This is a genomic window from Pseudoduganella sp. HUAS MS19 (assembly GCF_053615455.1).
This window is the reverse complement of record NZ_CM132133.1, coordinates 1269829-1282087: the sequence shown is the minus strand read 5'-3', so window position 1 is coordinate 1282087 and position 12259 is coordinate 1269829. Positions and strand designations below refer to the sequence as shown.

The window sequence follows — 12259 nt, the reverse complement described above, 5'->3', positions numbered from 1 at the left end:
TAGCGGCGGTCATATCAGCTCCTGCAACTCAGCGTCGGCGACACCATAAGGGTCCACTTCTTTCGAATGAACCCAAATTGTATTGTCTACGGACTCGGCTCCGAGCGGCTCAATACCTAATTCACCAAGAGTCGTCACCAGATCGGCCAGTACCTCCTGTCGGCGCCGAACGAACGTCGATGCAAAGCAGCGCCAAAATGTCCAGCCGGCCCGTTCCAATACTCGTTGACGAGCCATATCATCTTGCCATTGGCCTGGATCGTGGAATCTATCGCCATCACACTCTATCGCTAACCGGCGACCCTCAGCCCCCTCGACGACGAAGTCAATGCGATACCCTCCACATGGGACTTGTGGTTCGATCCGGTATCCGCGCTTCACCAGCTCATCAAACATCTCCAGCTCAAATCCAGATTCGCATCGCTCACGAAGCACTTCGACCCTTTTAGCATCTTGCGTGAAGGGCTGGCGGAAATGCCGCAATACACGGCCATTCAGCGAGTCTTCCTTCATTTCGGCTTCTGTCTTCGACCTGAACAAATACATTCGGTCACGTGCGCGGGACAAGGCCACGTTAAAGCGCTGGTGCATGTCAGCTCGATTAGCAATGTCACGGTCACCAGGACCGGAGACCATCGATATCAACATGATGTCACGCTCGCGTCCCTGGAACACTGGCGGAGGACCTACCGCAATTTTGCGCGCAACGATGTCGGCCGGCGAAATCTGCTTGTGAACCAGGTCGTGGATTAGCGCTGCTTGGGCGTTGCCAAGCAAAGTCACCACGCCGATGCTTCGCCCCTTCAATAAGTCATCGTCGAGAATCGATTTCAGCTCTTCCACGATGGCTTTAGCTTCAGGATCATTGACATCGCCTTTACGGAAGCCTCCCTTGACCATCACATCCACCAGAGGTGGGTCCAAACGTTCGTTAGCCTTGGGCACGCGCAGCGGCTTGATATCTCCTTCATAGAATTCGCGGTTCGAGAACTCGATGATTGCAGGGACACATCGGAAATGCTCTCGCAACATAACTGAGTTGCCAGCAAAAACGACGCGTGCTAAGTCGTAGATCGACTTGTCGGGAGTCATCTCCGAACCGTGCGGTTGATCCCGCAGGAATCTGGCAGAGAGCTCCTGAATTTTTGTTTCGGCCGTACCAACAGCAGATGGGGATACCTGCTTGTGATCGCCTACCACAAGAAGCTTCTTACCGCGCAATAGCGCGGGCAATGCCCAAATGTCGGACTGAGACGCTTCGTCGATGACGACCAGGTCAAATAGCCCGACCTCCGCGGGAATCGTCTCCGAGACTCGCCATTGCGGTAGCACCCAGCATGGAACAGCTTGATACGCCCGCAGCATGGCGTCTCGTGCATTTTTTCTATGACGAACCGCGCGCACACCAGTACCCGCACCCATCGCTTGAATGGCATTGAGGTACGCCTGCAATGCTTGGCGTACGCTTGTTGGTGAATTATTGAAGACACCTAACCAGGTCTTCTCGGCAACCAGTTCTTGGTATGTGCGACTCAACTTACTCGTCAAGACACGACGTTCATCGAATAGTTGCCGCAGGCGTGCGTGTCCGTCAATCGTGTCGAGAAACTGCACCGCAAGGCGCCAGTTCCAAGCGTCCCGCCAGTTAGCCGGAATTTGTGCGTCGTAGTCCTCTTTGGCCGGCACAGTTCGCAGGCGGAGAGCCCACTGAGGCGCGCCGGCGGCGGACAATTGATCAGTAACGGCACCGATGGTGCGCAAGGCTGGCTCAAGTTTGTTTAGGCGCGCCAACTCCGCCTGCAGTGCGAGATATGTGGTCTTCAGGACGCCTTCGTCTGCGGATGCGCGTCCAAGCCTGCAATTCCAATATGAAAGGTCGTCATTTACAACAAGGCGAGCCTCTCGCAAAGCGTTGATGTCTTCATCGTTAAACCCGAGAGAGCCATCTTGCGATGGCGGCGGCATGTCGTCAAACCACGAATGCAGCTCCATCTGCTCCAAGACAGTCTTCGCCATCTCCTCTGGCGAAACATCGCGGCCCTGGAAGGAATAGCTTCGCATATGTTTGCTTGCATATGCAGCAGCCGATTGGTCAGCCATTGTGCACGCCTTGCAGCGGATGGAACTAATGCGCCGTCGGTGTAACTCACCAAGACACCTTCCACTTGTCCTGGGACCCTATGAACATCCAACCTCCAACACATAGCACCCCAATCAGACCGGCGCATAATGACTCGGCCACCGTGCCACCGTCGGTCTCATCTTCTAGTCAACCGCCTCCGCGTTCGACGTCGCCCACCGTCGTCCGCGGCGCGAACTCCACGGTAGAATCCTCACTGAGAAGGCAACTATCTTCGACCCAAGGGCCTGAGACGACTAGCGCTGCAAATGCCAGCAAGGAGGTGGCGCCGGCACACGCCAAGGAAGTCAAAGGCTTTGAAGATGTTTACGCGAAGGCACCCGCGGCAAAAGCAGAAATTGATAAGATTGCTGACGAGATTGCGCAACAGTTCGGGGGGTCTGTCGCTAAGGCTCCGATCAAGTCAAGGGAGCGCGCCCTGGAGAAAATCAATAATGATTACGGCGGCGATCCTACGCGTATCAAAGATCTGGCGAGAAATACGATCATCGTTGACGAGAAGAATATTAAATCGGTCACTGAGCAATTACGGGCAAAGGGCGCCAATGTGAAAGTGGTCGACGGTACGAAAGATCCGCTGGGTTATAGCGGCGTTAATTCAGTCTTGACGACTAAGGCTGGCATTAGTGGAGAAATTCAAGTCAATTCGCCGGCGATGATCTATGCAAAAGAGCCGGAAACGCTGGCGCGAACGCTATTGGGCGACAGCCTCTATGATGAGATATCCAAGCAGTCAGGCGAAGTTGGCGGCGGCGGCCATAGTTTGTACGAAAAATGGCGTGCATTGCCGCCGGACAGTAGCGAAGCATCGACAATAGCGGGTCAAAGTCGTGCCTACTATGACAAAATCAGGAGCGCAAATGGGAATTAATAAAGGTCAGGTCTTTGCGGAAAATGATGTCTTCATCGACTATTCATTTGAGAAAGTGATGTATCGCTGGGATCACGTGGCGAAGAAGGTATACGTTCGATTTTACGGCGAAGACGAGCGTCCCGAACCCGTACCTCATGATAATCGCTTGTACAACGAAGCCATTTTGTCCGGCGATCAAATCGATCGTGAAAAATATGAAATGGGGCGGATGAACGATGGGCAATCTTGACGCTGCGATTGCCTTGGCCTTGAGAGTGCATGCAAGTTGAGAAGATAAGTCTGGGCGGCCGCGTTTCTTGCATCCGCTCAGATTGATGCTCAAGTTCGAAGATGAAGTCGAACAAATTGTTAGCGTATGACATGACGTCGTTTGAAACCAACGTCACATAACTTGCCCCCTTGCGCTAGCTCAAACGGGTGGCGGCGCCCCAGGCCTACGATGTTCAGTTGTAGACCGGGAGGCCACCATGAGCATCGCAGTCATCAAGAGCCGCGCACTGGCGGGCATGCAGGCGCCGGAAGTCAGTGTCGAAGTCCACCTGGGCAATGGCTTGCCCGCCTTCGCGATCGTCGGCTTGGCCGATACCGAAGTCAAAGAATCGCGCGACCGGGTACGCGCCGCCATCACCAACGCGGGCTTCGAACTTCCCCAGCACCGCATCACGGTTAACCTGGCGCCTGCCGACCTGCCCAAGGAATCCGGTCGATTCGATCTTCCGATTGCGATCGGCATCCTGGCCGCGTCCAGCCAAATTCCTTCCTCCTCGCTTGATCGATTCGAATTCGCCGGCGAACTGTCGCTGACCGGCGAGCTGCGCCCGATCCGCGGCGCCCTGGCGATGACATACGCTATGCAGCGCTCCGCTGGCGGATCCGGCCGCGGCTTCATCCTGCCCATGGCCAACGCCGACGAAGCCGCGCTGGTTGCCGGCGCCCGCATATACCCTGCCGCCACGCTGCTGCAGGTTTGCGCCCACTTTGGCCTGGATCCCGATGGCAGTTTCGCCCTTCCCCGCCACGTAGCCCAGCCTCTGCCCCTGCCACCTTCGATTCCCGATTTCGCCGATGTCAAAGGCCAGGTCTTCGCCAAGCGGGCAATGGAAGTCGCAGCCGCCGGGCGGCACTCAGTATTGCTGGTTGGCCCGCCCGGCGCCGGCAAGACGATGCTGGCAACGCGCTTCGCCGGCCTGCTGCCTTTAATGACGGACGACGAAGCGCTCGAGGCAGCCGCCGTGCAGTCCCTGATCAGCGGCTTCACCGTTGACGGCTGGAAGGTGCGGCCTTTTCGCGCACCGCATCACACTTCGTCCGGCGCCGCACTGGTCGGCGGCGGCAGTGTGCCACGCCCTGGCGAAATCTCCCTCGCGCACTGCGGCGTGCTGTTCCTCGACGAGCTGCCCGAGTTCGACCGCCGCGTGCTGGAAGTCCTGCGCGAACCGCTCGAGTCGGGCCGGGTAACCATCGCCCGCGCCACACGGCATGCCGACTTCCCGGCCCGCTTCCAGCTGATCGCGGCAATGAATCCATGTCCCTGCGGCTACCTTGGCCACCCGGCAGGCCTCTGCCAGTGCACGCCCGACCAGATCCTGCGCTACCAGAGCCGCGTATCGGGCCCGCTGCTCGATCGCATCGACATGCAAATCGAGGTCGGCCCGGTACCACCCGACATTCTGCAAGCGGATGCGGTAGGAGAACCATCCGAGACGATTGCCGCCCGCGTGCACACAGCCTTCGAACGCCAGATCGCCCGCCAGGGCAAAACCAACCAGCAGCTCACACCACGCGAAATCGACCGGTTCTGCAAGCCGGATGCCAGCGGCCAGGACGTGCTGCGGGCGGCCATGCATAAGCTGCACTGGTCGGCACGCGCCTATCACCGCGTGCTGCGGGTGGCCCGCACCGTGGCCGACCTGGACGGCCAGAAGCAGATCGGTGGCAAACACGTATCCGAAGCGATCAACTTGCGCCGCGCCCTTCGGCAACTCTAAGTTTCAAATGTAAGTCCACGTAAATCCACCATCCCGGGGGCGCTTTCTTCGCTAGAATTGCCGCCACCATGACTACCCATTACCGTTACTCGCGCTACTGCGCCGGCCCTTTCCTGATTCTTCTGTGCTGCGGCAGCGCCGCCGCCCAAACCCAGACCGCCCAGCCAGCCAAGGCCGACTCCACGCCAGCAACCGTAAAAAAGGAAGTCCCGCCTGAAACCGGCACTATCACCAGCGTAACGGTGGCCGCCGAGCGCCCTACCAACCGTATCGACCGCCAGGTCTACGATGTGAAATCCGACACTTCCAGCAGCAACGGCTCCGCCGCCGATGCGCTGAACAACGTCCCTTCCGTGAACGTCGATCCGGACGGCTCGCTGACCCTGCGCGGCAGCAGCAATGTCCAGGTCTATGTCGACGGCAAGCCGTCGGCCATGCTGCAGGGCGATAACCGCGGCCCGGCGCTGCAGTCGATTCCGGCCGAAGACCTGGAATCGGTGGAAGTGATCAACAATCCCGGCGCGCAGTTCGGCAATGAAGGGGGCGGGGGGCCGATCATCAACCTGGTGATGAAGCGTTCGCGCAAGCCGGGCGGCTTTGGCGTCGCCAATGCCAATTACGGAACGGCGGGCCGCTACAACAGCGCGCTGTCCGGCACGTACAACGAAGGACTGTGGGGTTTTCAGGGCGGCGTCAACGTGCGCCATGACGGCCGCAACTCCGTTGGCGAAACAGTGCGCGACCGCATCGATCCTCGCAGCGGCGCGCTGTCGCACAGCGAACAGCAATCGCAATCGAACGGCCTGAACGACAATGCGGGCCTGAACGGCGGCGTTACCTACAACCTGGGCGTCAACGATACGCTGGGCGCGCAAGTCGCCTACTCACAGCGCAGCAACGATGCGCGGGCGACCGACAACTACTTGTCGACCGCCCCTGACGGCGTCGTCACCGATAACTACCTGCGCAGCACCGTGCGCGAAGGCGAAAGCAAGAACTACTCGTGGAACGCCCGCTGGGACCACAAGGGCGATGCGCAGGGCGAAAGCTTCAAGATGGATTTGCGCGTTTCCACCGCCACCAATGATTCCGACAGCAACTACCGCAACAGCTATGTGGTGCGTCCGCCGGTCGGCAGCCAGACCGACAGCGCGCAGAAGAACCGCAACAAGAACGAGGTCATCGATTTCACCGGCGATTACGAGGCCAACCTGTTCGGCGGCGTGACCAAGCTTGGCTACAAGATCGTCCAGAACCGCAACGATTCGAGCATCGATTACACCAACATCGATCCAGTCACGCTGGAGGGCTCGCCCAACGCCTTGCGCAGCAATGCCTTCGACATGAAGGAAACCATTTACGCAGCCTATGGTTCCTACCAGATGCGCCTCAACGAGCAATGGGGCCTGATGGCCGGCCTGCGCGCCGAACATACCGAAATGGAGATCGACCAGCTCACCAGCCAGGTCAGCGCCGGCAACAGCTACACCAACCTGATTCCGAGCTTCTTCGCCACTTACAAAATGAGCGAGAACTCGCAGATGCGTTTCGCCTACGCGCATCGCCTGCGCCGCCCGAATGCACAGGACCTGAATCCTTTCGTGGTCTATCGCGATGAGCTCAATGTCTCTTCCGGCAACCCGAAGTTGAAGCCAGCGCAGACCGACTCCTTCGAAGTCGGTTACGAAACGCGCCTGTTCGGCCTGGAGACCAACCTGCGCGGCTACTACCGCGACGAGACCGACTCCATCCTCGACCGCAAATACTTCCTCAGCGACACCGTGCTGCTGACCACACGCGAGAATGCCGGCAGCACGCGTTCCGGCGGTATGGAGTTCTCTCTGACCGGCAAGCTGCTGCCGACGCTATCACTGAACCTGAGCGGAAACGTCGCCCGCTTCGAGCAGAGCGTGCTCGAAATGAATGGCGACCGGACCAGGCGCACAGCTTCCTCCCTGAGCGGCCGCCTGCGCCTGAACTGGCAAGCCACCAGCACCGACATGCTGCAGGCCGCCATCCAGGCGCAAGGCAAGATGCTGACCGGCCAGGGTTACCGCGAACCGAATACGACGCTGAACCTGACCTGGCGCCATGCCATCACGCCGCAACTGGCCCTGATGGTTAACGCCACCGACGTTTTCAACAGCAACAAGATGTCGACTATTACCGACACCTATGCCCTGCGCGAACGTTCGCTGCGCGAGTTCGACGGCCGCATTATTTATGTCGGCCTGTCCTACCGCTTCGGCAGCGCGACCGGCACACGCCGCGAAGGCGGCGAGGAACGCGGTCCTGGCGGCATGCGTGGCCCCGGTATGGGCCCGCCGCCGGGTGGCGGCATGGGCCCTGGCATGGGGCCGGGCGGCTATTGAGCATGCCCAAGGTGCTACCATGCGGGATATGAAAAAACTTTCCCTGAAATCAGCCTGCGCTGTGCTCGCCACGGCCGGCGCACTGGCTGGCTGCAGCCCCAAATTCGACTGGCGCGATTTCCGCAGCAGCGACGCCCCCTACACCGTCATGTTGCCCGGCAAAGCCGCCACCCACACCCGCACCGTCAACCTCGATGGCCAGGAAGTGAAGATGACCATGTCCGCGGCGGAAGTGGACGGCACCATGTTTGCCGTCGGTACTGCTGAGCTACCGGACGCGGCCAAGGCTGCCCTGGCCCTGCAAGCGATGAAGCTTGCCATGGTGCGCAATATCGGCGGTACTATTACCAAGGAAAGCACCAAAGACGGTGCGTTTGAGGTGGAAGCACGCGGCGCCGCGCCAAATGGCGCCCCGCTGGCCATGCATGGCCGCTTCCTGGCGAAGGATAAGCGCGTGTATCAGGTCGTCATTCTGGGTAACCAGAAACATTTTGATGCGGATACGGTTGATACATTCTTGAGTTCGTTTAAATTGTATTAAGAAGCACGGTTCGCGCGACTGCAGTCGTGCTATCGTGAGCACATCAACAAACTACGGGAAGCGCGCCATGTTGATCAAATTTAAATCCATTTCGTCGCCGGAAGTCATGATGGCTCACGAGCACGTCGAACGCATCATGGACCTGCTGAAGAAAAGCCCCACCCGCGGCGTCATTACGGCAGCGGAAGCTTCCCAGGCGCTGCAACTGCTGGAAAAGGAAGTTGCTTTAAGCAAACTCCATCCGGAAGTCGATTCCGAGCATGCCGCCCATATGCCCAGCCATGGGCTGCCGGACGATGACGGCGACACCGATTTCGCCGAGACCCAGAAGGTAGGATTTGCCCAGCGCGCCTTCCCGCTCCTGGAAATGCTGCGTGCCGCCCAGACCGGCGGCCACGACATCGTGTGGGGCGTCTAGCCTAACCGCCCGCGCCGGCCTGGCGCGCCGCCTGTACCCGGGCCCAGTCGATCGGCAGCGGTTCATACTGCCTGGCCGGCTGGCCGGCCAGCTGCTCGCGCAGCGCGCGTGCGCGCTCTTTCGATGCCGGGTGGCTGGAGAGGATGGCCGCCGCCGCCGACCCCTTGTCCTTGTCCGAAAGCTTGTCGAAGAAAGCCGCCATGCTGGCCGGGTCGATCCCGGCGGCGATCATGCGCTGCATGCCGTAGCTGTCCGCATCCAGCTCCGCATTGCGCGAGTATTTCAGGCTCAGTAACTGGGTCGCCATGCTGCCGGCAATGGTGTCGCTCCAGTCGCCGAGCAGCATGCCGAGCGCGGCGACTGTGCCCACGTTCTCGATCATCTGCGACAGGCTGTGGCGGCGTTCCACGTGGGCCACTTCATGCGCGAGCACTCCAGCCAGTTCCTCAGGCGTCGATGCCAGCGCAATCAGGCCGGTATTCACCACCACCACGCCGCCAGGCGCCGCGAAGGCGTTGACTTGCTTGTTATCGGCCACGAACCAGCGGTACTGGAAGCGGCTGCCGGTGGTCAGGCGCGCGCCGATGGCTCTCACGGCTTCGTAGGCCGGGCCTTTCTCGATCAGGGTGGACTCGGCCCGGCTGCGCGCCAGCACCAGTTCGCCGATCTGCGTTTCGTAGTGCAGGGGCACTTGCGCGGCCAGCCAGCCGGACAGGTTACCGATATTCAGCAGGAAAACCAGCAGCAGGAGCACCGGCAGCACCAGCAGGAAGCCGGCTCCCACCACCACGGCGCGGATCAGCCGCCCGTTGGCGCGCTCCTTGCGCTGCAAGGCTTCGGCCTGGCTGCGGATGTGGGCGGGCGCATCGGCCAGCATCGCCAGCCTGGCGGCGGCGTTTTCGACGAAGACGGAAAACTCGGCCTCCCGTCCTTTCACAGTGAGCCATGCCTGTTGGGCGGTAAAACCGGCTGGCGAGACCTGGGCCTCGCCTTGCGCGATCAGATCGGGGCCGCCCGCTTCCAGGATGAGCAGGCCGCCGGCCTGCCAGCGGCAGGTGGCCTGCTTGCCGTCGCTGCCGATGCCGGGGCCGAACACGCGCGCCGGAAAAGGGGTGGCCAGGGCGCTCATTGCCGCTCTCAGGCTTCCTGCCAGGTCCGGCGGTGCGAGCGCAGCAAGTCCATCACGCTGACGTTGTTCATGCGCCCCGCCATATAGCCCTGGATCAGCACCTGCATATCGGGACCGTGCGGGTAGTCGTAACGGTCGGCAGAGAACTGGTCGTCCTTGACGATCTCCTCCAGCCCTTTGGCGCGCTGGTATTCGCTACGCGCGCGCGCGCATTCTTCCTGCAGCAGCGGCAGCGAGTCCTCGACCACCTTCAGCTCGTGGCGCAGGTTGTTGACGCGGTGCGCCACTTCATCGTCTTCGCCGGTCGCGGTGCGGCGGGTGCGCGCCAGCAATTCTTCCGCGCTTTGCTTGTCGAGGAATTCATGCATCGATTCCCGGATGCGCTTGTAGCGCAGGTCGCGGTTCTCATCGAATTCGGCAAGGCGTTCGGTGATCGCATCCTCGCGCTCCTGGGCCTTGGCGATGCTTGCTTCGATCTGTTCCTGCGCCGCGCGCAGCCTCGGCAGGCCGGCCTGGTGGTTGGCCGCCTTCAGCATCGGCTCCATATCGCGCTTCAGGCGCGCCAGTTTCTCTTCCCGCGCTTGCGCGCCTTCGTCCATTTCCTTCTGCATGGCGCGCAAGGTCAGTTCGTTCTGCCGGTTCATGCGGTAGTTGCAGCGCACCGCCAGCCAATTGTCCACGGCGCGCGCCATGCCCTTCAGCTGGTAGGCGTCCGTACCGTATTGGCGGGCACGCAACGCCAGGTACACAGGGTGCTGTTCGAACTGGGGAAGCTTGCGCGCGACTTCCGCACGTACGTCTTCGTGGTTGGCTTCCATCGCGCGATGCGCCATCAACAGCTCGGCGTGCTCCGCGCGTGTCGCCTGGTACACGCGGTCTGCCTGCAGGAACTGCTGTTCCTTGTATTCGGCGCGGAAGATTTCCGCCAGGTTCACCTGCGACTGCTGCGTCAGTGTGGCGATCTCCTGTTCGATGGCGGTGCGCTGCCCTTGCAACTGCTTCAGCTCATCGCGGCGCAACTCCATCTGGCGGATCGCGCTTTCGCCCAGGTCGGGATGGTGGGCAATCTGGATGTCGGCCAGGCGCGCCAGGTTCTGCACCAGTTCGTGCCCGACCTGCAGGGCCTCGCTGCTGGCCTGCGCGCTGCGCATTTCCGCTTCGCGCAAAGCCTGCTCGTACTTGCGCGTGTTTTCCTTGACCGTTTCGAAAATCAGACTGCCGCGCATGACTGCCAGCTCTCCCTGCAAATACTCATCATATGCCGCCCCGTGCTAGAGCAGGATCAGGAACACCAGCCCGGCCAGCACCGTGGCCGCACCGGCCATCACCGGCAGCACCAGCTTGCGCCGTTCGACGTAGGCCAGCGCCAGCCTGGCCTGCCAGCCGACGACAGCCGGCGCTTCGAACGTCAGGCGTTTGTCGAAATGTTCGCGCACTGCCCACTCCACCGCCTCGTCGTCGACCACCACATTCTGCTGCAGGTAGTAGTCGCGCACCCGCTGCGCGACTTCGTTGCGGCGCGCAGGCAGGTCGAGGTGGTCCTTCACCATCAGCTGGCGATGGCGCAATTCGTCAATCAGGCGGATCGCGCCCAACTGGTCGGTGAGGGCCACGCGCGTCATCTTATACGCCCTTGTTGACCAGCGCCACGAAGCGGCGCTTGCTGTCTTCGCTGGCGGCCTCGATTTCCTGGGCGCTGCGGGTCGATTCCTGGCGCAGCTCTTCCACCAGTTTCAGGCTGCTGGCCTGGAACTCCACCACTGCATCGGCCAGGGCCTTGACCGAGCTGACCTGCAGGGTCGAGCCGTAACCGGCACGCATGCCGGCCTGCAGCGCCTGGGTGCCGGACTGCGCCAGATATTCCAGGCTCTTGTTCATGCCTTCCTTCATCGCTTCCATGGTGTTGGTGGCTTCGGACAGGCCGGCCATGGACGTGAAGGACGCCGCCAGGCCTGTGAACACGGTTTCGTTGGTGGCAAAGAAGGTCACCGCGCGCTGGTACAGGCGCTCCTTGACGGTATGGGTCTGCTGCAGGCGGGCGAACACCAGTTCGGCGGTGTTGTACGAAGTCTTGATGTCGTCGGCCAGGTCCTTGACGATCTGGTAGGCCTTGTCCTCATCCTGCACCGCACGCAGGTGCTCGTCGCGCGCCAGTTCAATGCGGCTGCGTTCCGCCTGGTCGTCGCCGGTATAGGCTTCCACGATCGCGTTCGACTTCTCCAGGTCAGCCTTGCGCGCGGCCAGCTCGCCGGTTGCAGTTTTCAGCACTTCCTGCGCTTCGCTTTCGGCAGCTTTCAGGGCCATGCGGAAGTCGCGGTAGGCTTCCAGGATGGTGTTCTCGCGCTGGATCTGGTCGTTGGCCGACTCGGCCACCTTCAGGTAGGTCTTGCGGATATCGTTGAAGCGGTCGGGAATCGAACCGCGGCGCAGCTTCATCCAGCCGGCCTGGATACGCTCGCCCATATCCAGCTTGCCGTCCTCCATCCACTTGGCCATCGACTGGGCGTCGTCGCGGATGGAGTTGAAGCTGTTGGTGATATCGGCGTAGCGCGTCGAAATTTCCATGCCCTGGATCTGGTCGCGCACGGCAGCGTTGAAGGTGGACGACTGCTGCAACGTGTTGGCGATCACCGCGATGCGCGCGTTGTCGTATTTGGCGACCTTTTCCAGCAGCGGCAGTACGGGAGCTTGCGCGTCGGCCTGGAAGGAGATGCCGATGCTGCGCAGTTTGGTGGTTGCTTTGTCGAGATAGGTGGTCACTTGCATGGTTCGCTCCTCTGTTAATGTAGTGGCGTCA

General features: G+C 60.9%; 11 protein-coding genes. 6 read left to right on the top strand and 5 right to left on the bottom strand.

What is annotated here, in order from left to right:
* Window positions 1–9: 9 nt before the first annotated feature.
* Window positions 10–2100 (bottom strand): AAA domain-containing protein, encoded by a 2091-nt coding sequence (locus ACWBU6_RS05905; RefSeq protein ID WP_452647904.1) that lies wholly within the window; start codon window positions 2098–2100, stop codon window positions 10–12.
* A 302-nt stretch (window positions 2101–2402) separates the two neighbouring features.
* Here ACWBU6_RS05905 and ACWBU6_RS05900 point away from each other — a divergent pair, with 302 nt between their 5' ends.
* The 6 genes from ACWBU6_RS05900 to ACWBU6_RS05875 all read left to right on the top strand — a co-directional run bounded on the left by ACWBU6_RS05900 (window position 2403) and on the right by ACWBU6_RS05875 (window position 8333).
* Entirely contained in the window at window positions 2403–3011 is a 609-nt protein-coding gene (locus tag ACWBU6_RS05900) for a hypothetical protein (RefSeq protein ID WP_452647903.1), read from the top strand.
* Window positions 3001–3243, top strand: a complete 243-nt coding sequence (locus ACWBU6_RS05895) for a hypothetical protein (RefSeq protein ID WP_452647902.1) — start codon at window positions 3001–3003, stop codon at window positions 3241–3243. The genes ACWBU6_RS05900 and ACWBU6_RS05895 overlap by 11 nt, the downstream gene beginning before the upstream one ends.
* A gap of 238 nt (window positions 3244–3481) precedes the next feature.
* Window positions 3482–5002: a YifB family Mg chelatase-like AAA ATPase gene (locus ACWBU6_RS05890; protein ID WP_452647901.1), complete on the top strand. Its 1521-nt coding sequence runs from the start codon at window positions 3482–3484 to the stop codon at window positions 5000–5002.
* 68 nt (window positions 5003–5070) lie between these two features.
* Complete coding sequence (locus ACWBU6_RS05885; RefSeq protein ID WP_452647900.1) at window positions 5071–7374, top strand: TonB-dependent receptor domain-containing protein; 2304 nt, start codon at window positions 5071–5073, stop codon at window positions 7372–7374.
* Window positions 7375–7393: 19 nt separating this feature from the next.
* A complete protein-coding gene (locus ACWBU6_RS05880) occupies window positions 7394–7915 on the top strand; it encodes a hypothetical protein (RefSeq protein WP_452647899.1) in 522 nt (173 codons plus the stop codon).
* 67 nt (window positions 7916–7982) lie between these two features.
* Window positions 7983–8333, top strand: a complete 351-nt coding sequence (locus ACWBU6_RS05875) for a DUF1840 domain-containing protein (RefSeq protein ID WP_452647898.1) — start codon at window positions 7983–7985, stop codon at window positions 8331–8333.
* 1 nt (window position 8334) lies between these two features.
* Here ACWBU6_RS05875 and ACWBU6_RS05870 read toward each other — a convergent pair whose 3' ends face one another.
* Genes ACWBU6_RS05870 through ACWBU6_RS05855 form a run of 4 tightly spaced genes read right to left on the bottom strand, consistent with a single transcriptional unit; the run spans window position 8335 to window position 12228 of the window.
* The gene (locus ACWBU6_RS05870) at window positions 8335–9462 is read right to left on the bottom strand and encodes a M48 family metallopeptidase (RefSeq protein WP_452647897.1); all 1128 of its coding nucleotides are present in this window, start codon (window positions 9460–9462) and stop codon (window positions 8335–8337) included.
* Window positions 9463–9470: 8 nt separating this feature from the next.
* Window positions 9471–10688, bottom strand: a complete 1218-nt coding sequence (locus ACWBU6_RS05865; protein ID WP_452647896.1) for a hypothetical protein — start codon at window positions 10686–10688, stop codon at window positions 9471–9473.
* Window positions 10689–10733: 45 nt separating this feature from the next.
* Entirely contained in the window at window positions 10734–11084 is a 351-nt protein-coding gene (locus tag ACWBU6_RS05860; RefSeq protein ID WP_452647895.1) for a DUF6384 family protein, read from the bottom strand.
* Between the two features lies 1 nt (window position 11085).
* Window positions 11086–12228 carry a merozoite surface protein 3b gene (locus ACWBU6_RS05855; protein WP_452647894.1) on the bottom strand — a complete coding sequence of 381 codons (1143 nt, stop codon included), beginning with the start codon at window positions 12226–12228 and terminating at the stop codon, window positions 11086–11088.
* Window positions 12229–12259 lie beyond the last annotated feature (31 nt).